Origin of the sequence: Bifidobacterium choerinum (genome assembly GCF_002761235.1) — a bacterium.
In the GTDB taxonomy this organism is placed as follows: domain Bacteria; phylum Actinomycetota; class Actinomycetes; order Actinomycetales; family Bifidobacteriaceae; genus Bifidobacterium; species Bifidobacterium choerinum.
The window spans coordinates 373,221-399,173 of sequence record NZ_CP018044.1 but is presented as its reverse complement, the minus strand read 5'-3'; the positions used below and the strand labels follow the sequence as shown (position 1 = coordinate 399,173).

Sequence of the window (25,953 nt, the reverse complement as noted above, 5' to 3'; positions counted from 1 at the left end):
TTGCGCGAAGATATGACGCGACCTAGCTGCTTCGTATCCGTTCATATATTCGCAAAACCCTGTGTTAAGCCATCGTGCCGTATCTGGGCGCATGGCCGAAGAAAGGCACAACCAAGTGGTTACAACCTCGAAACTAGAAGACATGAAGCTTCCCGAGCTCAAGGAACTCGCCAAGCAGATGGGCCTGCGCGGCGTCTCGACGATGCGCAAGGGCGCATTGCTTGCAACGTTGCAGGCCGCGCGCAACGGCGAGGCCGCGCCGGCGGGGGTCACCGTGCGCGCGCCGAAGCCGGCCAAGCAGGACCGTGCGCAGGAGGCTCCGGCCGAATCCGCGGCGTCGTCCGCGGCGGCCGCACCGGCCGTGCCCGCCGTCGAGGAGCGCCCGAAGGCGCCGATCCGCGCCGTGCGCGTGCAGAGCGCGCCGCAGTCGTCGTCGTCGTCATCGATGAAGATCGTCATCGACGAGCCGAAGCCGGAAAGCAACATGGAGATGCATGTCACCGCGCGCCGCGTGCGCAAGCGCCACGACGAATCGCAGGCCGCGCAGCCCGAACAGCAGCAGTCCTCCTTCGACTTCGACAAGCAGCCGAAGCGCCGCACGCGCCGCGGCCATGACGAACAGCGCGGCGAGCAGCGCGGCGAACGCCGCCGCCGTATGCCGGCGCAGCCCACCGGCGAGAACGTCAACCTCGACGAGATCCTCGACGCGCTGCCGGGCGTGCCGTCGCACAGCCACGACGAGCCGCGCGAGACGCGCCGCGGACGCAGCGAGCGCGATCACAACGAACGCAACGATCGCAACGAACGCGGCAACCGCAATGATCGCAACGAGCGCGGCGGCCGCCGCGGACGCGGCCGCGACAACGAGAACCGCCACGACGAGTCGAATGCGCAGCGCGACGACCTCGTGCCGGTCGCCGGCATCGTCGACGTGCTCGACTCCTACGCGTTCATCCGCACCTCCGGTTATCTGCCGGGTCCGAACGACGTCTACGTGAGCATGGGCCAGGTCAAGAAGTACGGGCTGCGCAAGGGCGACGCCGTCAAGGGGTCGATCCGCGCGCCGCATGAGGGCGACCGCCGCAACCAGCGGCAGAAGTTCGTGCCGCTGCAGTCGATCGATTCGATTAATGGCATGAGCGTCGAGGAGGCCGCGCGCCGCCCGCAGTTCAGCAAGCTCACGCCGCTCTACCCGAACGAGCGCCTCAAGATGGAGACGACGGCGAACCGTCTGACCGGCCGTCTCATCGACATCGTCTCGCCGATCGGCAAGGGCCAGCGCGGCCTGATCGTCTCGCCGCCGAAGGCCGGCAAGACGATCACGCTGCAGAACATCGCGAACGCGATCGCGACGAACAACCCCGAGGTCTATCTGATGGTCGTGCTCGTCGACGAACGACCCGAAGAGGTCACCGACATGGAGCGCACCGTGCAGGGCGAGGTCATCTCGTCGACCTTCGACCGTCCCGCCTCCGACCACACGACCGTCGCCGAACTCGCGATCGAACGCGCGAAGCGCCTCGTCGAACTCGGCCAGGACGTCGTCGTGCTGCTCGATTCGATGACGCGACTGGCGCGCGCCTACAACATCGCCGCACCGGCGTCGGGACGCATCCTGTCCGGCGGCGTCGATGCGCAGGCGCTCTATCCGCCGAAGAAGTTCTTCGGCGCCGCGCGCAACATCGAGAACGGCGGCTCGCTGACGATCATCTCGTCGGCGCTCGTCGAGACCGGTTCGAAGATGGACGAGGTCATCTTCGAGGAGTTCAAGGGCACCGGCAACATGGAGCTGCGTCTGAGCCGCGAGCTCGCCGACAAGCGCATGTTCCCGGCCGTCGACATCAACGCATCCGGCACGCGCCGCGAGGAGCTCATCACCGATCCGCAGACGCTGCCGATCATCTACCGTCTGCGCCGTCTGCTCGGCGGACTCGAGCCGGAGCAGGCCTACCAGACGCTCGTGCCGCGCCTGAAGAAGACGATGACGAACCGCGACTTCTTCGCGGCGCTCGTGCAGCAGGGCGGCGGCTCGCTCAACGGCAACTGATCCGCGGCCCGCACGGGCTCGCAACGACCGCATATATGTTGGGCGGGGACGAACGGCACGACGCCGTCCGTCCCCGCCCAACGTCGTATTCATGGCCGTCACTGAGCGCCGCGCTAGCCACACCGCACGCTAAGGTGGAACCCATGACTACCACGGAGGATGGCTGGCGCGCCGACGCGCGCGAGGAGGCGACCGACATCGACGCCTTCGCACAATCGGACGACCCGCAGATGCAGCGCATCGTCGAACATATCGACGCGTTGCGCGCATCGATCGACAACATCGACATGGCGATCGTCGCGCTGCTCGCCGAACGCTTCAAGGCGACCGCGCAGGTGGGGGCGCTCAAGGCGCGCGCCGGATTCGCACCCGCCGACTACACGCGCGAGGAGCAGCAGATGCAGCGGCTGCGTCGCGTCGCGCAGGGCGCCGGGCTCGACGTCGAGATCGCCGAACAGTACCGCGAGTTCGTCGTGACCGAGGCGAAGCGGCGGCACCGCCGCATCGCCGAGGAGGACGGCGACGCCGGCGTCCTTGACGTCTTCGCCTGACGGTGCGCCGCTTCGCCGACGGAGGAGATTCCGCCGGGGCGGCGACTAGGGTGGAGACGGACGGCGGCGCACGACGGCGCCTCCAATCGGACTTTGCGGCGATCGGATGGACGATCAGGACGACGAAGGGAATGGGATGCGACGAGCGTGGATACAGCTGTGCGCGGCGGCGACGGTGGCGGCATGCACGGCGGCGCCGTGCGCCGTCGCGATCGCCGGAGCGGCCGAACAGGCCGCCGCCGGCATCGTCTCGGCCGCCGCGGCCGCGACGCGCTTCGCACGCCACGACGTGTTCACGATGGCCTCCGGCGCCGGCGCGCACCGCTACTATCTGATGACGCCCTCCGGCGGCGACGTGACGACGATGACGGCGCGCGGACGACTGCCGTGGACCGTCGACGTCGACTACGCGCTCAACGGCCCGAACGTCGACATGTCCGCGCTCGACGGCGCCGACGGCACCGTGCAGATCCATCTGCACATCGCGCCGGACCAGCAGGCCGACGGCGCCGCGCGCCGCTATGCGCGGCAGCTGCGCCTGTTCGCGGCGTTCACGATGCCGGCGAACGGCGCGAAGGACGTCAGCGCCGACGACGGCGCAGCCGTCGAGCGGCACGGCGACACGATCGTCGTCTCGTCGACGGCCGCGCCCGGCAAGCCGCTCGACATGCGCGTCTTCGTCGAGGCGACGAAGTTCTCGATGGGCGACATCGCCGTCGCCGCACTGTCCGCGGATTCGCCTGCCGCCTACGGCGACGGGCTGCGCGCGCTCGGCGCGCAGTCGGCGACGCTCACCGAGGCGGTCAACAAGGCCGGCCGATCCTCCGATGGCTCCGACGACGGCGCGAACGCCGCGTTCCTCGCGACGCTGACGCAGCTGCGCGATCAGGAGCGCACGCTCGCCAAGCAGCGGATCGCCGAACTCACGAAGGCGCATCAGCGGGCCTTCCACGACTACATGGCCGCCTACGTCGGCTCTTACACGAACCATCTGTCCGGCTCGATCGGCACGAAGACGCAGATGACGGCGCTGATGGGCACCGCCGGCGAACTCAAGGGGGACACGCCGCTCGCGCGCGCCGTCACCGGGCTCGCGACGGCCGTCAACAACGTCTCCGACGCTTACCAGCACGTCGGCGCCGCCGACGAGGTCGACCGCATCATCACGCGCATCCGCCAGCAGGGCACGAGCGGACTGACGGAGGACCTCAGACAAACGGCCGGCGAACAGGCGCGCATCGGCGCGCAGATGTACTCGGACGGGCAAGGTCAGCTGTCGCGCGCGATGATCCCGTATTCGATGGCGTACACCGATGTCTACACCTCCGAACTCAACGACCTGACCGGCGGCGACCTCGCGCGCGCCGGCGCGTGCAAGGCCGAGGCGATCGCGGCGACGAACGCGCGCAACGGCAGCGGCACGCTCGGCGACGACATGGCCGGCGTCGACGCGGCGATGGCGACGCTCGCCTCGGCGCGCGAGCACACCGGCGCGGCGAACGCGGCCGAACAGATCCTGCAGCGTTTCCCCGGCGAACTCGGCGGCGACGACGCCTCCGGTTCCGGCGCGGACATACGCATGCAGCTGCAGCCGGTGCTGCGCGACTCGCCGCTGATGCGCGCGGCCTATGAACAATGGTTGGACGACCCGCTTGGCGGGCAGGCGCGGGCGCGGCGCGCGGCGCGCATCGCCGACGCCGAGAAGCGGCAGCAGGCGGCGCACGGTCCGAAGGACATGTCGACGCTCGTGACGCCGTCGTCCAACGACGCGTCCGCCGAGATCTCGAAATACGCCGGATCGGTGACCAAATCGATCGGCGGGGGAGGATCGTCGGACGCCGAGGATTCCGGCAAATCCGGGAAAACCGGCGGCGACGCGCAGCGGCAGGTGTCGAAGGAGATCTCCGAGGACGGATGGATGGCGCTCGTCGATGCGAACCCCTGGGAGCGTGCGTTCATCGCCGCCGACACGCAGCCGTTCATCGACGAGGCGGTGCGCATCGCGTCGGCCAGGACGGCGCTCGATTTGACGGCCGACGGTCTGGCGAAGGGCGGTGCGCTCGCCGACGAGGTCGCGAAGGCGCCGATGCGCGCCGGCACCGGCGACGTCCTCGACACGCGTTTCCTGATCGTGCACGGCACGCGCTGAGCTCCGACCGTTTCGGGTGTGGATGGCGTCCGTCGCGGTCGCTGGAAACGGGACTTGCAATCATGTTCGGTGTCTATCGCACCGCTTGCGTTCGCAGAGGGGCATCCTTCCGACCGTTCTGGGTGCGGATGGCGGCCGGAACGGTCGCGGACGGTGCGGTTGGCGAACATTCCGGGTGCAGTGCGCGCTCGTAACGGTCGCATAAGGGGATGGCCCCCGGAACCGATTCGTGGTTCCGGGGGCCATCCCCTTACGCGACTGGGCGTTCGGCTCAGTGCTTCGGCTTCTTGGCCGGCGGCTCGCCGAGCTCGCTGTCGGCGACGACGATCGTCTCCTCCTCGGTCGCTTCGGCCGGGGCGGTCTCGTCGGAGTCGTCCTTCGGTCGGGCGTACTTCTCCATCAGGTCGCTCGCCTTGCGCAGCGTGATCCGGCCGGTCACGCGCGCCGCCTCGGCGATGTCGCCGAGCGCCGGCTTGAGCGCGTCGCGCATCTCGTCGCTGACGTTGAGCATGACGGACAGGATCGGCGTTTTCATCGAGACCTTCGCCTTCGACTTGATGCCGCGCAGCGCCGTGAGCGCATGGCCGGCCTGCGCGAGCAGATCCGGCGACGCCTTGAACGCGGCCGCCGCGTAGGTCAGCGGCTTCGGCCACGGCGCGCGGTGCACCGAGCCTTCGCCGGCGTGCATCCAGCTCCACACCTCTTCGGTCGTGTACGGCAGGAACGGCGCGAGCAGACGTGCGAAGGCGTCCAGGCCGAGGCCGAGCGTCGTGCGGGCCGACTTGACGGCCTGCGGGCTCGGCGCGGCGCCGGTCGATTCGGCGGTGCCGTAGGCGCGGTTCTTGACGAGTTCGATGTAGTCGTCGCAGAACTGCCAGAAGAAGTCCTCGATCGTCTCGAGCGCCTTCGAATGCTCGTAGTTCTCGAGCGATTCGGTCGCGTCCAGCACGACCTTCGCCATCTTCGCCATCGCGGCGCGGTCGAGCGGCTCTGTGACGTCCTTCGGATCCCACGTGGCGCTCGCCGGCTCGCCGACGTGATGGTTCTCGTCCTCACGGCCGATCGCGAGCGCGAACTTCGTCGCGTTGAGCAGCTTGATCGCGAGCCTGCGGCCGATCTTCATCTGGCCTTCGTCGTAGGTCGCGTCGAGGCCGAGGCGAGCCGAGGCGGCCCAGTAGCGCACCGCGTCGGCGCCGAACTTCTCGATCGGCTCGTTCGGGACGACGACATTGCCCTTCGACTTCGACATCTTCTTGTGGTCGGGGTCGAGGATCCAGCCGGAGAGCGTCGCGTTCGCCCACGGCAGGCAGTGGTTCTCGAGGTCGGCGCGGTCGATCGAGCTGAACAGCCACGTGCGGATGATGTCCTGTCCCTGCGGGCGCAGATCCATCGGGAACGTCGACTTGAAGAACTTTTCGTTCTCCTCGCCTGGCTCGGCCCACTTCGTGACAATCTGCGGCGTCAGCGACGACGTCGCCCACGTGTCCATGATGTCCGGCTCGGCCATGAAGCCGTTCGGCTGGTTGCGCTGATCCTCGGTGTAGCCTTCCGGCACGTCGATTGACGGGTCGATCGGCAGACGGTCCTCGCTCGGCGTCAGCGGGTTCGCGTAGTCCGGCTCGCCATGCTCGTCGAGCGCATACCACAGCGGGAACGGGACGCCGAAGAAGCGCTGGCGCGAGATCAGCCAGTCGCCGTTGAGGCCGTGCACCCAGTTCTCGTAGCGCACACGCATGAAGTCGGGGTAGAAGTTGAGCTCCTTGCCGCGCTCGATCAGCTCGGCGTTGAGGCGCTTGTTCGTGCCGCCGTTCTCGAGGTACCACTGGCGGGACGTGACGATCTCGAGCGGCTTGTCACCCTTCTCGTAGAAGTTCGTCATACGCATCGTCGGCTTCGGCTCGCCGTCCATCTCGCCGGCCGCCTGCAGCTGCTCGACGACCTCCTTGCGTGCCGAGAACGTCGTCTTGCCCTCGATCGCCTGGAAGTACTCGCGGCCCTGCCCATCATGGATCCAGTCCGGCGTGTCCATGATGATGCGGCCGTTGCGTTGGATGACCGGGCGGGTCGGCAGATGCAGGTCGCGCCACCATTCGACGTCGGTCATGTCGCCGAAGGTGCAGCACATCGCGATGCCGGCACCCTTGTCCATCTCGGCGGCCGGATGGGCGAGGACCGGGACTTCGACGTGATAGAGCGGCGACGTCACCATCTTGCCGAAGTACGGCTTGTAGCGTTCGTCGTCCGGATGCGCGATCAGCGCGACGCATGCGGAGAGCAGCTCGGGACGCGTCGTCTCGATGTAGATCGGCGTGCCGTCCTCGAAGCGGAACGCGATGCGGTGGTAGAAGCCCGGATATTCGCGCGATTCGAGCTCCGCCTGCGCGACGGCCGTCTGGAACGTGACGTCCCACAGGCCCGGCGCGTCCTTCTGATAGGCTTCGCCGCGCGCGAGGTTGCGCAGGAACGCCTTCTGCGCGACGCGGCGCGGATGCTCGCCGATCGTGTGGTAGGTCTGCGACCAGTCGATCGACAGGCCGAGACGGCGCCACAGGTTCTCGAAGAGCTTCTCGTCCTGCGCGGTCAGGCGCTCGCACAGCTCGATGAAGTTGCGACGCGAGCACGGCACCTGGTCCTTCGCCTGGATCTTCTTGCCTTCGGTGCCTTCGAACGGCGGCTTGAAGTCGGGGTCATAGGGCAGCGACGTGTCGACGCGCACGCCGTAGTAGTTCTGCACGCGGCGTTCGGTCGGCAGGCCGTTGTCGTCCCAGCCCATCGGGTAGAGGACCTCGAAGCCGTTCATGCGCTTGTAGCGCGCGATGATGTCGGTGTGCGTGTACGAGAACACGTGGCCGACGTGCAGATGGCCGGAGACGGTGGGCGGCGGCGTGTCGATCGAATAGACGGCGCTGCGCTCGCCGGGGTTGTGGAATGTGTAGGTGCCGTCTTCGTCCCAGACGCTGCGCCACTTGTCCTCGAGACCGTCCACGCCTACGCGGTCGGGGAGGGGGGTGAGATTGGCGCTGATGGAGATGTCTTCGCTATCAGTCATAACCGCCAGTCTAAAAAGCGTCTATGACATCATCGCCGCCGCGCACACGGCTCGCCGCGCGCGTTTCGCGGTGTGCTGAACCCGCGGCGCACGCCGCGTTTTCAGCTGCGCGGCGCGAGGCCTGCGAGACGCAGCCTCCACGACGAATTCTCGGCAGGCACGCCGCCGACCGACGTCTTCGTGACGACGAAGTCCTTGTTCTCGTACAGCCACGCGCTCGCCGCGTCCTGGCTGACGACGCGGTCGAAGTCGCGCATGCGCTCGCGGTATCCGTTGTAGTCGGGCTTGGCGAGCGCGTCCTCGTAGATGCGCTGCGCCTCGCCGTTCTGGTAGTGGAACATCGGCGATCCGTCGACGAATCGCCGGTAGTCGTCGACGCCTTCGAGCGTGACGAGCGCGCAGACGTAGTCGCCGTCGGCGACGCGCCTCGCCAGCTCGCGCGTGTCGACGACCTCGAGCGTCGCCGGCATCGACAGCACGTCGTTGAACGTCGTCGTGATCCGCTCGGCGACCGCGCGGTGCGTCTCGTCGGTGAGCACCGTGAACTCGTGGAAGTAGGCGTAGGGGAAGTAGGCGCGCATCGACGCCGCCTTCGCCTCGTCGTAGGGGAACAGGTCGTCGAGGTCGACGTAGCCCGGCTGCAGCCGTCCGATCGGCCCCGACAGCTGCGCCGCCGACTCCGGCTGCGTCTTCGCGATGCCGGCCGCGTCGATCGCGTAGCGCGTCAGCTGACGCACCTGCACGTCCGAGAACGGGCTCTCCTGCGCGTTGTTGAGCGCGAGCATCGTCTGGCGCATGCCGTCGCCGTCGCCGACATGCAGCCCGTCGTGCTTCGCGAGCCGCTGCGCCGTCGCCGCCTCGCGCGGCAGCGCCACGTCGAGGTCGCCGGCCTCGGCGGCGTCGGCGAGCGCCGCCTCGTCCTTGTAGTAGGCGAGGCGGATCCGTGAGGCCGCCGCCTTGCGCCCCCAGTAGTGGTCGTTGCGCGTGAGCGTGATCGACGAGCCGTCGCTGCCGGCGACGTCGAAGGGGCCCGAACCGTAGGTGTGGCGCGCGTAGTCGTCGCCGGCGCGCTGCGCCGCGGCGACGTTGTATATGATGCCGGCGCGGCCGGTGAGCGCCCACAGCAGCCGCGGGTTCGGCTTGCGCAACGTGATCGTGAACTGCGAGGCGTCGGTGTTGCGCACCTCGGCGACGTCGCCGAGCTCCTCGTAGCCGACGCGACGGTCGGTGATCGTGCGCTGCAGCGACGCGACGACGGCGCTCGCGTCGAGCGCGCTGCCGTCGGCGAAGGTCAGCCCGTCGCGCAATACGAAGGAGTAGCGCAGGCCGTCGGTCGACGGGATCCAGCGAGCGACGAGGTTCGCGGCGACCGAGACGTCGTCGCCGCTCGTCAGCAGCGTCTCGTAGACGTTGCCGACGAGCGCCTGCTCGACGCCGCGCTCGTCGTTCGTGCGGATGTCGAGCGACGTCGGCTGGTCGGTCAGGCCGACCGTGTATTCACGCGAACGGTCGCCGCCCCATGGCAGTTCGCCGTCATGTCCGCGCAGCAGCAGGAAGGCCGCGACGATCGCGGCGACGGCGACGATCGCGCCGAAGACGATCCATGGCGCGACGCGTGCGCCGCGAGATTCCTGGGTATGCATGACTGTGCAGTATACCGGCAGACGACTACCGTGCGCCGGTGCCGTCCGCGCGGATCTCGCGTCTACCGGGACGCCGATGCCGATGTCGATCGCTTCGCCGCCGTCGTCGATTTCGACGTCGTTTTCTTCGCCGTCGCCGTTTTCCCTGTCTTCGCCGATGCCGCCGTCCTGCGCGTCGCCGCCGCGCGCTTCGCCGGGTGGCGCGTGCCGGTGCGCGCCGACGGCAGGTCGAGGAAATCGCCGGCGCTCGGGCACGAGTCGGCCAGCGGGCACCATGCGCACTGCGGCGCGCGCGCCGTGCACAATGTGCGGCCGAAGATGATGAGGCGGTGCGACAGGTCGGTCCACTCCTCGGGCGGGAACGCGGCCGTCACGTCGTGTTCGATGTCCTCGGGGGCGATCTCGTCGGCGTCGCGCCAGCCGAGGCGCCCGGTGACGCGGATGACATGCGTGTCCACCGGGAATCCCGGAATGTGGAACGCGTTGCCGAGCACGACGTTCGCCGTCTTGCGTCCGACGCCGGGCAGCGACGTCAGCTCCGCCATCGTATGCGGCACGACGCCGCCGAAGCGCGTCGCGAGCGCCTGCGCGAGCTCGATGATGTGCTTGCTTTTCATCCGGTAGAAGCCGAGCGTGCGGATGATCGACTCGACGTCGCTGATGTTCGCCTTCGCGAGCGCGTCGGCGTTCGGATAGCAGGAGAACAGCTCGGGCGTGACGCCGTTGACGCGCCGGTCGGTCGTCTGCGCGCTGAGCACCGTTGCGACGATCAGTTCGAAGGGCGTGCGGTAGTCGAGCTGGCATTTCGTGACCGGGATGAATTCGCGCAGCCGATCGTATTCGCGGTGCATGCGTGTGACGCGCGCCCGCTTCGATTCCCGTTTCGCGGCCATCGCCGCACCTCCCATCCGTCATGCCGCCGTAGCGCGGTCGTCGGCTGCGACGCCGACATCCCCGAGTCTACTCCCGATGCCGGGTACGCGGGGAAGAAAAAAAGAGGAGAGGGGAACGTCAGTCCTTCTTCGGCTTCGCCTTGCCGGCGGCCTGCTGCGCCTGCGCGCGCTCCTCGTCCTCCTCGGGCGGGTCGAAGCGGTAGCCGACGTTGCGCACGGTGCCGATGACGTGCTCATATTCGCCGCCGAGCTTCGCGCGCAGGCGGCGGATGTGCACGTCGACGGTGCGCGTGCCGCCGTAGTAGTCGTATCCCCACACCTCCTGCAGCAGCTGCGCGCGCGTGAACACACGCCCCGGATGCTGCACGAGGTACTTGAGCAGCTCGAACTCCTTGTAGGCGAGATCGATCGGGATGCCGCGCAGGTTCGCCGTGTATCCGTTCGTGTCGACGACGAGGTCGCCGCAGCGGATCAGACCGTCCTCCTGCTCGTCGTTCGCCGGCGCGCCGGAGGAGGCGGCGACGACGTTCGCGGCGCCGCGCTCGGCGACGAGCCGCAGCCTGCCCTCGACCTCGGCGGGCGACGCGGAGGCGACGACGACGTCGGTGACGCCCCATTCGGCGTTGACGACGGTGAAGCCGCCCTCGGTCAGGACCAGCACGATCGGCGTCGACAGTCCGGAGGCGTGGATGAGGCGGCACAGCGTCTTCGCGGTGGCGAGGTCGTCGCGGCCATCGAGGAACAGAATCGTGTTCTCCGGCATCTTGACGAGGCTCGCGGCGTCCATCGGCAGCACGCGCACGCGGTGGGAGAGCAGCGCGAGCGAGGGCAATACGGAAGCCGGATCGTGGGAGAAGGTCATCAGTGTCAGATCCGTCACAATGTGCCCCTTTTCGGATGTCTCATGCGGTCGCGCGCATTCGGCGCTGCCTTATATTGTACCGACAAGCACGGTCCCGGCGACTGAAGCGTTCCAGTATGAGAGCGCCGGCCACGCGCGCCGGCGGCCGTATGGTACCTGCATCGTCGTGGGCGCGCACGGCCTTGCACGGCGCGAATGTGCGCGGCGGCGACTAGATTGGTCATCGACTGACGACAGATGCGAGCCCGTCGCGCCGAAGCGGACGCGGCGTGCGGACGAGACGACCCGAGGTGAATGCCATGACCGATATGAAGAACGCCGACGTCCCCGAAGGCGGCGCGCCGCTGATGCAGCCGTCGCGCTCCGTGACCCGGCCGCTGCTCGTGCAGATCGTCGCGTACGTCGTCCTCGTCGCGCTCGCCTGCATCCCCGGCAGCGCGAACGTCGGCGGCGTCGTCTACTCGCTGCTGCTGTCCGTCGTCGGCGTCCTCATCATGCTGTCCGCGTTCTTCACGCCGCTGCGCGACGGGCTGCCCGGCCGCATCACCGCGTGCGTGCTCGGCTTCTGCTCGATGATCTGCGCGGCGACGCCGTTCCTCGGCGAACTCGTCTTCGGCGTGCACCCCGACGGCGTCGAACGTTCGGAGTCGCTGTCCGTGTCCGCATGGCTCGCCGGCTGCGCGACGTTGCTCGTCATGCTGCTCGTCGTCTCCTTCGCCCGGCAGATGGCACGCAACCCGCGCACGGACATGATCGTGCAGATGTCGCATATGGTCATGGACGGCGTCAGCTGCATCGCCGCGGCCGGCTGGTGCTTCCTGCCGATGCTGATGCACGCCGACGGCGTGCGGCCCGTCGTGCGTGCGCTCACGCTCGCCGCCGTCGCGCTCGTCGCGCTTGCGCTCGCGGCGATGTCGTGCCTGTGGACGCGCGACGTGCGGCCGCTCGACGACGCGCGCTCGCCATGGATCGGCATGGGGATGATGCCGCTGATGCTCACCGGCGCCGCCGTTGGTATCGCGGTGTTGGTAATGTTGCTCGTGTGATGGCGGACAGGGCGCCGTCGCTCTCTCTAGAATTAGGAACGATGAACCCCCGCCATGACGGCGGGGGTTCATCGTTCCGTGTCGCCGCTGACGGGGGTGACGGCCGTGATCAGTTGCGATCAGTCGTTGAGATCGGCGTCGTGCTCGGCCTTCTGCTGGGCCGCAAGACGCTCGCGCGCCTCCTTGATCTCCTTGTCGGCCGTGGCGGCGTCCGCCCAGTAGTCTCCCGGCATGACCTCCTTGCCCGGCTCAAGCGCCTTGTACTGCTCGAAGAAGTGCTTGATCTCGGCCTTGTGGAACTCGGAGACGTCGGCGATGTCCTTGATGTTGTCGTAGCGCACGTCGTTCGGCACGCACAGCACCTTGTCGTCGCCGCCCTCTTCGTCCACCATGTGGTACAGGCCGACGGCGCGGCACTCGACGACGCAGCCCGGGAACACCGAATCCGGGATCATGACGAGCGCGTCGAGCGGATCGCCGTCCTCGCCGAGCGTGCCGTCGATGTAGCCGTAGTCGTCCGGATAGCCCATCGCCGTGAACAGCGTGCGGTCGAGGAAGACGCGGCCCGAGGCCTGGTCGACTTCGTACTTGTTCTTCGATCCGCGCGGGATCTCCACAACGACGTTGAAAGTTTCTGCCATGGTAGTTCTCCTTGGTTGATGAGTGTTGAAACCCGCTACCACCATACACCGCGCGCGTCCGGGCGACGGGCGTGCACGCCGTGCATGAACAGGCGGCGCATGGGCGCGGATGCGACGATGGGGAGGGCGGGGTTCAGCTCAGGCTGAACCCCGCCCTCCCCATCGGCATCGTCAGGTCGATGCGGCTATGCCGTCGGCGCTCAGTATTCGACGCTGAGGATGTGCGCGACGTCCGCCCACGGCGCGAGCGCGACGAAGTTGTCCCAGCTCCAGTCGAATTCGCGGCCGGTCAGCTGGTCCTTGACGCGGTAGGTGCCGTCGGTCGGCAGGCCGAGCGCGTTGAGGTCGACATGCACGTTCGACTGCTGCTCGTGGTAGCCGTCGAGGTTGACGACGACGATCAGCGTGTCCGGCTTGCCGGTGCCGGTGTATTCGGCCGGAGTCTGGCGCGCGAAGGCGAGGATGCTCGGGTTCGCGCTCGGCAGCACTGTGAGGTTGTGGTAGCTGCGCGTGGCCGGATGCGCGTTGCGGATCGCGTTGAGCGAGGCGACGAGTTTGGCGATGCCGTAGTCGTCGCTCTTGTCCCAGTCGCGCACGCGGATCGTGTCGAGCTCGCTGACGGCCGGCTGCTCGGCGCCGTCGCGCTGTGTGTTCTCGACGAGCTCGTAGCCGTTGTAGACGCCCCACGTCGGCGAACCCATCGCGGCGAGCACGGCGCGCACCGCGTAACCGGCGATGCCGTTGTCGCGCAGGTAGTTGCTCAGCGAATCCGGCGTCGTCGGCCAGAACGCGTTGTGCTGCCAGAACGCGGTGTCCGAGTTCGTGGCCGTCAGGAACGCGTCGACCTCCTCCTTCGTGTTGCGCCACGCGAAGGTGCCGTAGGACTGCGTGAAGCCGGCGCAGGCGAGCGCGCGCGTCATCGACGGACGGTCGCTGTCCTCGGCGAGGAACAGCACCTGCGGGTGCGCCTTGACGACCTCGGCGATGACGTCCTGCCAGAAGCGCACCGGCGTCGCCTCGGGCGCGCCGACGCGGAAGGCGGTGACGCCCAGGTCGATCCAGACGCCGAGCGCGGCCACGGCCGCCTTCTCGATACCGGCGAAGTCGTTGTCGTAGTCGATCGTGCCGTCGGCGCGGAACCACTGCGGGTGCGCGGCCTTCCACGCATGGTCGGCGGCGAAGGCGAGCGTGAAGTCGAGCGCGACCTCGAGGCCGAGCTCATGGGCGCGGCCGACGAATGCGCGCAAGTCGTCGACGGAGCCGAGCGCCGGGTCGACCGACTCGTGGTCGGTGACGGCGCCGGCGTCGTCGGTCGGGAGGATCTGCGGCAGGTAGACGATGCCGAAACCTTCGTCCTTCGCGCGTTCGAGGCCGCTCATCGCCGTATGCAGGTCGCCCGGCGTGATGGTGCCGTCCTCGTGCCTGACGGCGCCTTCGGAACGCGGGAAGAACTGGTACCAGGCGCCGAAGCTCGACTTCGGGCGCTCGACGCGCAGCGGACGGTCGGCGCTCGCCGTCAGGCCGTCGCGCAGCGGATTCGTCCGATGCAGCGCGAGGATCTCGTCGGCATGCGCGATCGCGATGCGGTCGGCGGCGTCGACGGTCTCGTCGAGCATCTCCTTGGCGGTGTCGCGCAGCATCCTGCGCTGCTGCGCGTCGAGTGCGGCGTCGCGCGTGCCGGCCCAGCGACCGAGGATCTCGGAGCCCTCCTTAGCGATCGCGTCCGAGGCCGGTTCCTCGTCGGCGCGCTGCAGCCAGTCGGCGAAGGTGTCGGCCCAGCCTTCGACGGCGAACTTCCAGTTGCCCAGCTGCTTGGCCGTCTCGGCGAAGGACTCGTCCCACGGGGCGACGTCGGTGTGCTCGCCGGCCTGCAATGTGACGGCGTACGATTCGAGGTCGGTGTTCGTGAGCGTCATCGGCTTGCGCGCCATGATGCGGCCGCGCTGGCCCTTGAGGACGCCGGTGGCGCCGACGTGGCCGGTCCCCTCCATGAAGACGCGGGCCGTCACCGTGAACGGCTCGCCGAGTTCGACGCGCGGCATGAAGGCGCCGTCCTCGCTCGCCGGGGTGACGTTCGTGATCGCGACGCGGCCGAACTGGCCGGGTTCCTTGGCCGCGATCGGCAGTGCAGGCGCATCCCCCGTGAACTGCGGTTGCTTCTTCGCGCGCGGCTTGCGCGTGCGTGCGGTCGTGCTGGTTGCTGTTTCCTGAGTGTGTTGTGCTTCTCTCATGCCCCTCATTGTATGGATACGCTGTGAACATGGGGCGGATTTGGTCACATCGGTGAAACATCCTGTATCACGGGCGTCCAAAGCACAATCACGGCGCATTGTCATATCGGGCGTGATCCGATGTGGGAATGTGGATGGATTCGCGCGCGCATGCACCGATGTGGATGGCATGTGGATAAAGCACAGTGTGGATAACAGTCCGTGTCGTCCCCAAATGGCCGCCGAGCCTGCCTTCCGGTCACAACGCCCGGTTGTGCTTGCGCCTCCGAAGCGGCCGGTGCCAAGCTCGAGCCAGCCGTCGCAACGGCGGCGATCAGCATGCACCAACGGAAGGAACTGCAATGACGCGATTCACATCGATCCTGCATCGCGCGGCCGCCACCGTGGCGGCCTGCGCGGCGGTCCTCGCGCCGGTCGCGGTCGCTGACGCGGCCGAAGGCGAGAAGCTCACCGAGGCGAGCCCCTACAACTTCACGTATTTCAACGGAGGCGTCCTGTACGAGATCGGCCCCGTGGGCCATGACGGCGCGGGACTCGACTACTACTGCATCCAGCAGGACAAGAACACGAACTACACGGTCGGCGCGGCGACGACGATGCAGGATTCGCTCAACGCGCGCAAGGCGGCCGTGCTCATCAGCCGCTACCCGCACACCGAGGTCAAGCAGGACGTCACGCACGCGGCGATCGCCGTCATCCTGCATGATTTCTTCGACACGAGCACCGGACCGCAGGGGTGGCCGTCGTCGCGCGCGAGCCTCAAAAAGCGCTATCCGCAGATCTTCACGCGCGTCGACGAACTGCTTGCTGAAGCCGACGCGCTGACGCCGGCGAAGCTCAACACGAAGCTGTCCTATGACGAAGGACGGCGCAACGGCGACGTGACCGTCTCAATCGACAACGCGCGCGGCGCGCCGGTGTCCGGCATCGGCTACACGCTGACACTCGACGGGCCGGCCGTGTTCGCCGACGGCTCGCGCACCTGGCGTGGCGTCTCCAGCGACAAGGCCGCCGTCATCCGATGGGTGTCGACCGGCGACGGCGACGTGCGCGTCTCCGGATCGGCGAAGGTGCCGTCGGTCGACGTCATCACGTCGTCGCAGCGACTCGTCCGCGTCGGCGAAGGACAGGCGAAGGCCTTCGACGGAATCCGATTCCCGGCGAAGAAGACCTTCACGCCGACGATCCGCACCGTGACGACGCCGACGCTCATCGAAGCGGGCGTTCGCGTCACCGACGCCGTCGCCGTCGGCATGGCCGGCCCCGACGACGTCTGGCCGCGTGGCGAGACGCTCACCGTCGACGGCTGGTACTTCGACGGCCTGAACGCCGACGCCGTCACGCGGCGCATCGAACGGCACGACGGCGAGCGCGCCGACGACTTCGTCAAGCGCGTCGCGACGACGCTCGGCCATCAACCCGTCGCGACCGCGCGGCTGAGCTTCGACGCCCCCGGCGAACAGACGGCCGTCGCGCGCGACGCCGACGGCGACTACCATGCCACGGCCACAAGCGGCTTCGGCACCTGGCTGTGGGCGGCGCGCCGCGACCGGCAGCACGGATCGATGGGCGACTACCTCGCGCAGGACATCGTCACGGCGATCGTCGACGGCGCCGAGACGAACGTCACACGACGCGACACCGTCGACGTGCGCTCCGAGGCGCACGAGCACACGGCGCACGTCGGATCGCAGCTCATGGACACAATCTGGGTCTCCGGATTCCCCGACGACCACGGGCAGTGGAAGGGCGACGAGACGATCGGCGTCGGCGCCGACGAACCGTACGCGCAGGTGAGCGTATGGTGGTCCGGCGGCGACGGCGACGACACCATATGGCGGCCCGAAGGGGAGGGACAGCCGCAGCCCGACGACCACCACCGCCTCATCGGCAGCTGGGACTACAAGGCCGTCAACGGCGGGCTGCGCGTCGGCGGCGGCGCCCCGGACGCGCACGGCGAGCCGGTTGAGATCATCGCCGAGACGCCCGGCTGGTACGTCTTCGTCTGGAGCTTCGCCGGCGACGACCGCGTCGCGCCGGCGGCGAGCTCGTACGCCGACAGCTGGGAACGCGTGCACGTGACCGAGGAGCCGGCCGAACCGCCGACGCTGACGACGCAGGTCGACCGTGCGAAGGTCAACATCGGCGAAGCGTTCCGTGACGTCGCGACCGTGCAGGGCACGGTGCCCGAAGGCGCCGTCGTCGTCTTCGAGGCCTACGAGGCCATCGACGAGGACGACGCCACGCGGCCCGGGACGAACCGCCTGCTGCTGTCCGGCGGCGCCCACCCGCTCGACCCGACGCGCACGTCGCAGCAGGTGGAGAGTGAACAGACGCGTTCGCCGACGGCCGGCCTCGTGTACTGGAAGGCGACGGTGCTGAGCCGCGACGGCGACGTCCTCGCGACGCACGAAATCGGCGTGCCCGGCGAGGTCGTCGAAGTCGTCGAGGCACCGAAGCCGAAACAGACACCGAAGCCAAGCACGCAGCCGAAACAGGCGCCGAAGCCGGCGCTCGCGGCGACCGGCGTGGCCGCGGCGGCGCCGCTGACGGTGACATGCCTTGCCTGCGCGGCGGCCGGCATCGCCGCGGTCAGGCTGCGTCGCGGAGCGAGGCGGCCACGCAGGCACTGAGCGGCAGGCACTGAGCGACGTGCGGCGGGCGGAAAAGGACATGTGCCGGCGGCCACGGCATAGCGCGATGGCCGGCGGTGCATGTCTGCACGCTGTCGGATGGAATCGCCTTTGCGCCGCGGCGCGCGGCTGTACGATACCGGTGTAGACGGCGGCCGCGCCGCACGCGGCCATCGACGTGCAAGGAGAGCGGATCGTGAGCACAGGGCAGGCGCAACCGAAGACGGACGACGACGCGCAGCCGGCCCCGGCGAAGTGGATCCTGCGCTTCAATGCCGGACAGGCGGCCCAGCATCTGCTCTATGCGCTCGTCTGCGGCGTGCTGTGTGGATTCGGTTCGATCGTGCTGTGCCTCGTCGTCGACGGCGCGCGACACGTCTTCGTGCGCGCGCCGTGGCTCGTCTGGCTGCTGCCGGTTATCGGCGTCGTGCAGCTGCTGCTGTACCGCTGGTGGAGGCTGCCGCTCAACCTGACGACTGACGGCGTCATCGAACGGATGCGCGCCGGCCACCGGATCAGTGGACTGCTCGCGCCGGGCATCCTCATCGCGAACGCGATGACGATCCTCGCCGGCGGCAGCGTCGGCAAGGAGGCCGGCGCGATGCAGCTGGGCGCGAGCCTCGGCACGACGATCGGACGGCCGTTCAGGCTGCACAACGTCGTGCGCCGCCCGAACCACGACGACACGCAGGACATGCATCTGTACGTCGCCGCGACCGGCATGGCGGCCACGTTCTCCGCATTGTTCTTTGCGCCGCTCGGCGCATGCATGCTCGTCCTCGAGTTGATGCGCTTCGCCGGGCTGCGCTACGTGTGTTCGATGCTCGTCGCCTGCTTCGCCGGATTCGTCGTCGCGAGGCATTTCGGCATCGGCGACGTCATCACGAAGGTCGGCGTGCCGCAGCTCGACTGGCACGGCGTCGGCATGTGCGTCGTCATCGGCATCGCCGCAGCGCTCTTCGGCAGTCTCTTCGCGATCGCGATCCGCCTCGTGCAGGGCGTGACGACCCGCATCCGGCGCAACTACTATCTGTGGGTCGTCGTCGGCGGCCTCGTCGTCGCCGTGCTCGTGACGGCCTGCGGGTGGACACGCTTCACCGGCTCGGGCGGCGTCCTGCTCAACGACGTGCTGCGGACGCCGAACGTGTCCTTCGATTTCCTCATCAAGATGCTGCTGACAATCCTGTGCCTCGGATTCTGGTTCAAGGGCGGCGAGATTATGCCGTCGCTGTGCCTCGGCGGCATGATCGGCTCGGCGTCGTTCGCGATGACCGGCGGTGATGCATTGTTCGGCGCGGCGGTCGGTTCGATCTGCTTCCTCGCGGCCTTCAACCGCTGCCCGCTCTCCGCGTTCCTGCTCGGCTGCGAGATCTTCGGCTGGGCCGCCGCGCCGTTCCTTGCGATCGGCGTGTGCGTCGCGTTCATGTTCGGCTATCCGGTCGGCATCTACGGTTCGGGCATCGACGTGCTCGCCCGGTCCGGATGGAAGCAGTTCTTCCATGGGCTTCGCCGTAGCGCGCTGCTTGACGAGCGCGAGGGGGACGCCGGCCTTGCCGACTTCGCCGTGGCGGCGGGGTCGGCGATCCAGCAGGTCGCATCGACGACGCAGCAGGCGGCGCTCAAGGAGGGCGAGCAGTGGCGGCGCGACCTCGAACGGCAGCGCAGGGAGCGCGGCTCCGGGCGCTGGTGGCATCGCAATGGCAGCGACGGGCGGCGCATACGATAGCCGAGGGCGAATAAATACGCTGAACGCTTTCCCTCTCGGTATATGAGACGAGCGACCTAGAATCGGTGATAACGACATTCCGAATGGAGGAAGTTATGACGGATTCTACAACGCAGAGCACGTCGACGACGGCACAGAACCTGACCGATTCGCCGCATTACCTCGCCGAGGCACTGATGAAGAACGGCATCAAGAACATGTACGGCGTCGTCGGCATCCCGGTCACCGACTTCGCGCGCATCGCGCAGGGCATGGGCATGCGGTTCATCGGCATGCGCCATGAGGAGGACGCCGTGAACGCGGCCGCCGCGGAGGGCTTCCTGACTGGTCGGCCGGCCGTCGCGCTGACCGTTTCGGCGCCTGGATTCCTCAACGGCCTCGCCGCGCTGCTCGAAGCCACTGAGAACGGCTATCCGGTCATCATGATCGGCGGCTCCTCGACGCGTCACGTCGTGGATATGCACGAAGGCGAATACGAAGGCCTCGACCAGATGAACTACGCGAAGGCGTTCTGCAAGGAATCGTTCCGTATCGACCGTATCGAGGACATTCCGCTCGCCGTCGCCCGTGCGATGCACATCGCGTGCTCGGGCCGTCCGGGCGCCGTCTACATCGACTTCCCGGACGACGCCGTCGCCCAGACGATGGACAAGGCGGATGCCGACGCCAAGCTGTGGGTCGCGAATGACCCGGCCCCGGCGATGCCGCCGGCGCAGGCGTCGATCGACAACGCGCTCAAGCTGCTGAGTGAGGCGAAGAACCCGCTGATGATCGTCGGCAAGGGCGCGGCGCTCGCGCAGGCCGAGGACGAGCTGCGCGCCTTCGTCGCGAAGACCGACATCCCGTTCCAGCCGATGTCGATGGCGAAGGGCGTCATCCCGGACGACGATCCGCACTGCACGGCAAGCTGCCGTGGGCTCGCGCTGCGCACGGCCGACGTCGTGCTCGTCGTCGGCGCACGCCTCAACTGGATGCTCAACTTCGGCGAGGGCAAGGAATGGAACCCGGACGTCAAGTTCATCCAGATCGACATCGATCCGGCTGAGATCGAGAACGCGCGCCCGATCGCGTGCCCGGTCGTCGGCGACATCAAGTCCGCGATGACGATGCTCAACGAGGGTCTCGAGAAGACGCCGTTCAAGGCTTCCTCCGAATGGCTCGGCATGTTGCAGGCCGACGCGCAGAAGAACGACGAGAAGTTCGCCGCGCGCATCAACTCCGGCAAGGTGCCGATGGGCCACTATGACGCGCTCGGCGCGATCAAGAAGGTCTACGACCAGCACAAGGACCTCATCCTGACGAACGAGGGTGCGAACACGCTCGACGACTGCCGCAACATCATCGACATCTATCAGCCGCGCCACCGTCTTGACTGCGGTACCTGGGGCGTCATGGGCTGCGCGGTCGGCTATTCGATCGGCGCCGCCGTCGCCACCGGCAAGCCGGTGCTCTACATCGGCGGCGACTCCGGCTTCGGCTTCGACGGCATGGAGGTCGAGGTCGCATGCCGCTACCATCTGCCGATCACCTTCGTCGTGCTCAACAACGGCGGCATCTACCGCGGCGACTTCAAGAACCTCGGCGACGACGGCGATCCGTCGCCGCTGACGCTCACCTATGAGGCGCATTACGAGAAGATGATCGAGGCCTTCGGCGGCACCGGCTACTACGCGACGACGCCGGCCGAGGTCGAGCAGATGGTCGGCGAGGCCGTCGCCTCCGGCAAGCCGAGCTTCGTGCATGTGCAGCTCGCCGACTACGCCGGCAAGGAGTCGGGCCACATCACCAACCTGAATCCGAAGCCGGTCGTCGGCCCGCTGGCGACCTCCGAGGTGACGGAGCATCCGTACATCGAAGGCGCCCGCATGTGATCTGACGCCTTGGCCGGACGGGCCGGCCGTACGTCGTCCCCATCGGGGGCGACCGACCGGCCCGTCCGGCCTCCGGCGCCCGTCACACGGCTCACCAACCGCCGTCGCAGCGGTTTTTCGGCATCGCGGCGACAGCCTCAAGAGAAGGAAGCATCCATCATGGGAAAAATACTTATCGATGACATCGTCCCGATCATCGTCATCATGGCGTTGGGCTATGTCTGCGGCAAACTCAGCTACTTCGACGACGACCAGCGTCAGGGCCTCAACAAGCTCGTGCTCAACATCGCGCTGCCGGCCGCATTGTTCATCTCGATCGTCAAGGCGACGCGCGAGATGCTCGCGCAGGACGCCGTCCTGACCGCCATCGGCTTCGTGGGCATCATCGTGATGTTCATGATCAGCTACTATCTGTGCCGTCTGATGTTCCACCACAGCATCCAGGAGGCGGCGATCTGCGCGTTGATCGCAGGCTCGCCTACGATCGGCTTCCTCGGATTCGCCGTGCTCGACCCGATCTATGGCGACACCGTCTCGACGAACCTCGTCATCGCGATCATCTCGATCGTCGTCAACGCCATCACGATCCCGATCGGTATGTATCTGATCAACGTCGGACAGGCGAAGGACCGCGCACGGCTGTCGGCCGCGACCGTCACGAATTCGAAGGGCGAAGTCAAGGTCGCCGACAAGGCCGTGAAGACGCCGGCCATCGTCGCCACGAAGGACGACGAAGCCGTCGACCCGTCGAAGGATGCGAAGCAGGATCGCAACGCCGAGGTCATGGTCGCGAAGTCCTCGAACAAGGGCAAGAAGAAGAACCAGAACCTCGAGGCGCTCATCAACGCGCTCAAGCAGCCGGTCTGCTGGGCCCCGCTGCTCGCCATCGTGCTCGTGCTCATCGGCGTGCGTGTGCCGGCCAGCTTCGCGCCGACCTTCGACCTCATCGCGAAGGCCAACTCCGGCGTCGCCGTGCTCGCCGCAGGCCTCGCACTGTCCACCGTGAAGTTCTCGCTCGGCTGGGAGACGCTGTGGAACACCTTCTACCGCCTGATCCTGACCCCTGCCGCGTTCCTCGGCGTGGGTCTGCTGTGCGGCATGGGCTCCGACGTCAACAAGCTCTCGATGCTCGTGCTCGCCGTCGCGCTGCCGCCGGCCTTCTCCGGCATCATCATCTCGAGCCGCTACAACATCTACGTCAAGGAAGGCGCGTCGACGACGGCGGTCTCCACCGTCGCCTTCGCCGTCACCTGCCTGCTGTGGATCTGGCTCGTGCCGCTGTGCGCCCACTGAGTCGCTGATTCGGATCGCTGCATAAGGACCCCGACCATGCCCGATGGTCGGGGTCCTTATGTTCCACGGCATGAGGCATTACCTGAGGACATGATCGGCTGAGGATTGCGCTTGAGGATTCGTTTGGTGCGCGCCTTGGTGTTGCAGATGATAGATGCCTTAGGCCGCAGGTGTATGGATGGCACGGATATGAGTGCCCCCCTATTGTTGTTGCGGCAATACTGCGCGTCGCCGTCGTCGTGCCATGCGGGCCATGGAGGGGATCAGTCCGCGCCGGGCAATGAAGAAGGGGAGGGCCCACGGCATCGATATGATGCCGTGGGCCCTCCCCTGGATTTGCCATCCATGACCAGCGGTCGGGCGCGGCTATGGATGGAATCTGGAAATCAGGCCTGTGCCGGGGCGGCCGTCAGGTCGGCCTTGACGCCGTCGTTGGAGCCGATGATGCCCTTCGTCGCGAGGTCCTTGATCTGGTCTTCGGTGTAGCCGAGGGACTCGAGGATCTCCTCGTTGTTCTCGCCGAGCTTCGGCGCGCGCTGGTAGTCGGGCGCGTAGTTGCTCATCGTGAACGGCAGGCCGATCGTCTTGAACTTGCCGCGGGCGTCGCCCTGATCGATCGTGATCAATGTGCCGTCCTCGTTGAGGTCCGGATCGTTCTCGAGCTCGTTCCAGTCGAGCACCGGGCCGACCGGGACGCCCTTGGCGCCGAGTTCCTTCGTCAGCGTGTACTTGTCGTACTGCATCGTGTATTCCTCGACGCGCTTGTACACTTCCTGCTTGTGCTCGTCACGGGCCTGCGCGGTGTTGAAGCGCGGATCGGTGAGCCAATCCTGGAAGCCCATCGCGTTGCAGAACTCCTCGAAGCCCTTCTGGGACTGCTGGATGACGATGTACACGTAGGCGTTCGGGTCGGTCTCCCAGCCCTTCGCACGGTAGCACCAGCCAAGCACGAGGCCGCCTTCGGCGTTGGCCGCACGCGGAATCGCCTTGCCGAACTTGTAGCCCGGGTAGCAGTCGTAGTAGGACAGCTGATGCAGATGGTCGAGGATGAGCTGGTCGCGCAGCTTGATGCGGCACAGGTTGAGCACGGCGTTCTGCATCGACTGGTAGACGAAGACGCCTTCGCCGGTGCGTTCGCGCTGCAGCAGCGCGGTGAGGATCGCGATCGTCAGATGCATGCCGGTGTTCGAATCGCCAAGCGCGGCGCCGGACTGCGTCGGGATGTTCTCGTCGCCTTCCCACCAGCCGGTCGTCGAGGCGGCGCCGCCCGCGCACTGCGCGACCGGCTCGAAGGCCTTGACATGCTCGAAGCGGCTGCCCTGATTGAAGCCCTTGAGGGAGGCCATGATGCACTTCGGGTTGATCTTGTGGACCTCGTCCCAGCCGAAGCCGAGCTTCTCGACGTCGCCCGGGCCGATGTTCTCGACGAAGACGTCGGCGTCCTTGAGCAGGTCGGTGAGGACCTGCTTGCCCTCCGGGGTCTTCATGTCGAGTGTGAGCGACTTCTTGTTGGCGTTGAGCTGCAGGAAGTACAGCGAATAGGAGCCATCGACGTCGTTCATCTCGTTACGGGTCGGATCGCCGCCGTGGACCTTCTCCAGCTTGATGACCTCCGCACCGAGCCATGCGAGGATCTGCGTGCAGGACGGACCCGACTGCACCTGCGTCCAGTCGATGACCTTGATTCCCGCGAGTGGTGCGGTATTGGTTGCCTCTGCCATATGGCCTCCTTGTTTACAGAGCCGATAGTGCCTTCAATATACGCATCGACGACCGAGCCGCTCCATCGATTCAGCTACTGGTCACAAGGTTTCCGCCACGGGAGTGATTTTGCTAGGGAAGCCGCCGGCGGCAGAGACGATGCCGGCGGTTTGCGCGCCGAAACGCAGAAGGCCGGAGATCCGCAGATCTCCGGCCTTCGTGGTTGGTAGCGGGGCATGGATTTGAACCTTGGACCTCTGGCGATACGGCCAGAGGTCCAAGGTTCAAATCCATGATTTTTCCCAAAAGCTCCCGCTTCATCTTAACGGCGTAAGCGGGCATGAGGTGAGTACCGTGTGGAATGGCTATAAAAACAAGCGCCCCGCCGGCGTGGCGCAATCTCATGGAAGAGTGGCGTGAGACACTCATAGCTGCCGGCCTATCCACCGAAACGGTCAAGTGCCGTCAATACAAGCTGACGCACATTGCTTCGCTGCTCGATACAAGTCCCAATGACGTGACCACAGAGCAGATCATTCACACCTGCGCTTCGCAGGACTGGCGGCCAGAGACACGCAAGGCGTACCGGGCTACAATCGTGAGCTTCTTCCGATGGCTACAATCATCCGGTCACCGTGCAGACGATCCAAGCGCACAGTTACCGAGCGTCCGCAAGCCACAACCGCACCCGCACCCTTGCCCGGACGCGTCTATTTCCCGCGCACTCCGTGCGGCTCGTGGCACGGATGTCGTTATGCTGCGCTTGGCAGCGGAGTGCGGTCTACGCCGTGGCGAGATCGCGCGAGTGAAGTCTGACGATCTCGTGCGCGACGCTCGCGGTTGGATGCTGATAGTCAGAGGCAAGGGCGACAAACAGAGGCTAGTGCCATTACCCGACGACCTGGCTCATGCAATCGACGCCGCCCACGGCTGGCTACTGCCCGGCAGATGGTCGGGGCACGTCGAAGAGAGCTACGTCGGCAAACACCTAAGCCGTCTGCTACCAGATGGATACGGCGCACACAGTCTACGTCATCGTTTCGCGACGACGGTCTACGCGGACACGAGCGATCTACTCGTGGTCTCACGGTTACTCGGTCATGCAAGCACCGAGACCACAGAGCGTTATGTGGCAATGCCTGACGGACGGCTGCACGATGCAGTCGCCGGCGTGGCGATCCGGTGATACGGTTTTGGCCAAAACGGTTGTACATGCAACTGTTTTGGCCAAACCTTATTCCTTGTCGGGCTTCTGTGGCGGGTCCGTAGGCTCGTCTGATGGATGGGCCGGGAACCTGTTGAGCACGCCGCCGATATCGGGGTTGATGTCGCGCAGGTTTTCGAGCACTGAGACGATCTCGGTCAAAATGATGTACGCGCAGATGCCTCCGGTGATGGGCACGTCGAGCTCTATCTGCGGGATCTTGTCCGCCGCGAGTTCGGTCAGCTGTGCGATGCCGATGACTCCCAAGAAGGCGGCCTTATGGAAGAGGCCGGCGCGTAGTGCGCGTGATTGGATGTCGTGTGCCTGCCAGGCTTTTAGGAATCCGGTCACGATGTCGGCGCACATGAAGGCGCATGTGATGCCGATGACATACACGTTCGTCACGCTATCAC

Annotated in this window: 16 protein-coding genes, 1 tRNA gene and 1 pseudogene; 9 read left to right on the top strand and 9 right to left on the bottom strand. The window is 66.9% G+C overall.

Annotation, left to right across the window (positions count from 1 at the left end):
* Positions 1-142: 142 nt before the first annotated feature.
* The 3 genes from rho to BcFMB_RS01530 all read left to right on the top strand — a co-directional run bounded on the left by rho (position 143) and on the right by BcFMB_RS01530 (position 4,747).
* Positions 143-2,047 (top strand): transcription termination factor Rho, encoded by a 1,905-nt coding sequence (rho, locus tag BcFMB_RS01540; protein WP_232513836.1) that lies wholly within the window; start codon positions 143-145, stop codon positions 2,045-2,047.
* Positions 2,048-2,190: 143 nt separating this feature from the next.
* Positions 2,191-2,598, top strand: coding sequence for a chorismate mutase (locus BcFMB_RS01535; RefSeq protein ID WP_024540238.1), 408 nt, complete (start codon positions 2,191-2,193; stop codon positions 2,596-2,598).
* A gap of 136 nt (positions 2,599-2,734) precedes the next feature.
* On the top strand, positions 2,735-4,747 hold the full coding sequence (locus BcFMB_RS01530) for a tubuliform spidroin (RefSeq protein ID WP_157775015.1): 2,013 nt from the start codon (positions 2,735-2,737) through the stop codon (positions 4,745-4,747).
* A gap of 271 nt (positions 4,748-5,018) precedes the next feature.
* Here BcFMB_RS01530 and valS read toward each other — a convergent pair whose 3' ends face one another.
* The 4 genes and pseudogenes from valS to BcFMB_RS01510 form a co-directional block, all read right to left on the bottom strand.
* The gene (gene valS, locus BcFMB_RS01525; protein WP_024540240.1) at positions 5,019-7,796 is read right to left on the bottom strand and encodes a valine--tRNA ligase; all 2,778 of its coding nucleotides are present in this window, start codon (positions 7,794-7,796) and stop codon (positions 5,019-5,021) included.
* 101 nt (positions 7,797-7,897) lie between these two features.
* Positions 7,898-9,439: an ABC transporter substrate-binding protein gene (locus tag BcFMB_RS01520; RefSeq protein WP_099720857.1), complete on the bottom strand. Its 1,542-nt coding sequence runs from the start codon at positions 9,437-9,439 to the stop codon at positions 7,898-7,900.
* A gap of 245 nt (positions 9,440-9,684) precedes the next feature.
* Positions 9,685-10,332 (bottom strand): annotated as a pseudogene (nth, locus tag BcFMB_RS01515) (endonuclease III); the annotation flags it as partial.
* 118 nt (positions 10,333-10,450) lie between these two features.
* On the bottom strand, positions 10,451-11,212 hold the full coding sequence (locus tag BcFMB_RS01510) for a winged helix-turn-helix transcriptional regulator (protein ID WP_099720856.1): 762 nt from the start codon (positions 11,210-11,212) through the stop codon (positions 10,451-10,453).
* A gap of 281 nt (positions 11,213-11,493) precedes the next feature.
* Between BcFMB_RS01510 and BcFMB_RS01505 the strand changes: the two genes are divergently transcribed.
* Positions 11,494-12,240: a transporter gene (locus tag BcFMB_RS01505; protein WP_099720855.1), complete on the top strand. Its 747-nt coding sequence runs from the start codon at positions 11,494-11,496 to the stop codon at positions 12,238-12,240.
* 119 nt (positions 12,241-12,359) lie between these two features.
* Here BcFMB_RS01505 and BcFMB_RS01500 read toward each other — a convergent pair whose 3' ends face one another.
* Both BcFMB_RS01500 and BcFMB_RS01495 read right to left on the bottom strand, forming a co-directional pair.
* A complete protein-coding gene (locus BcFMB_RS01500) occupies positions 12,360-12,881 on the bottom strand; it encodes an inorganic diphosphatase (RefSeq protein ID WP_024540245.1) in 522 nt (173 codons plus the stop codon).
* A 200-nt stretch (positions 12,882-13,081) separates the two neighbouring features.
* The gene (locus BcFMB_RS01495) at positions 13,082-15,112 is read right to left on the bottom strand and encodes a maltotransferase domain-containing protein (RefSeq protein ID WP_232513835.1); all 2,031 of its coding nucleotides are present in this window, start codon (positions 15,110-15,112) and stop codon (positions 13,082-13,084) included.
* 341 nt (positions 15,113-15,453) lie between these two features.
* Between BcFMB_RS01495 and BcFMB_RS01490 the strand changes: the two genes are divergently transcribed.
* The 4 genes from BcFMB_RS01490 to BcFMB_RS01475 all read left to right on the top strand — a co-directional run bounded on the left by BcFMB_RS01490 (position 15,454) and on the right by BcFMB_RS01475 (position 22,635).
* Entirely contained in the window at positions 15,454-17,745 is a 2,292-nt protein-coding gene (locus BcFMB_RS01490) for a peptidase (RefSeq protein WP_099720853.1), read from the top strand.
* 196 nt (positions 17,746-17,941) lie between these two features.
* Positions 17,942-19,471 carry a chloride channel protein gene (locus tag BcFMB_RS01485; protein WP_232513834.1) on the top strand — a complete coding sequence of 510 codons (1,530 nt, stop codon included), beginning with the start codon at positions 17,942-17,944 and terminating at the stop codon, positions 19,469-19,471.
* Between the two features lie 95 nt (positions 19,472-19,566).
* Positions 19,567-21,342, top strand: coding sequence for an oxalyl-CoA decarboxylase (gene oxc, locus BcFMB_RS01480; RefSeq protein ID WP_099720851.1), 1,776 nt, complete (start codon positions 19,567-19,569; stop codon positions 21,340-21,342).
* A 159-nt stretch (positions 21,343-21,501) separates the two neighbouring features.
* On the top strand, positions 21,502-22,635 hold the full coding sequence (locus BcFMB_RS01475; protein WP_099720850.1) for an AEC family transporter: 1,134 nt from the start codon (positions 21,502-21,504) through the stop codon (positions 22,633-22,635).
* 386 nt (positions 22,636-23,021) lie between these two features.
* Here BcFMB_RS01475 and frc read toward each other — a convergent pair whose 3' ends face one another.
* Complete coding sequence (gene frc / locus BcFMB_RS01470) at positions 23,022-24,356, bottom strand: formyl-CoA transferase (RefSeq protein WP_099720849.1); 1,335 nt, start codon at positions 24,354-24,356, stop codon at positions 23,022-23,024.
* A gap of 204 nt (positions 24,357-24,560) precedes the next feature.
* A tRNA-Gln gene (locus BcFMB_RS09455) sits at positions 24,561-24,653 on the bottom strand.
* 44 nt (positions 24,654-24,697) lie between these two features.
* On the opposite strand from BcFMB_RS09455, the gene BcFMB_RS01465 reads away from it, so the two are divergent.
* The gene (locus BcFMB_RS01465; RefSeq protein ID WP_099720848.1) at positions 24,698-25,522 is read left to right on the top strand and encodes a tyrosine-type recombinase/integrase; all 825 of its coding nucleotides are present in this window, start codon (positions 24,698-24,700) and stop codon (positions 25,520-25,522) included.
* 48 nt (positions 25,523-25,570) lie between these two features.
* Here the strand turns inward: BcFMB_RS01465 and BcFMB_RS01460 are convergent, their stop codons facing one another.
* Positions 25,571-25,945: a phage holin family protein gene (locus tag BcFMB_RS01460; protein ID WP_099720847.1), complete on the bottom strand. Its 375-nt coding sequence runs from the start codon at positions 25,943-25,945 to the stop codon at positions 25,571-25,573.
* Positions 25,946-25,953 lie beyond the last annotated feature (8 nt).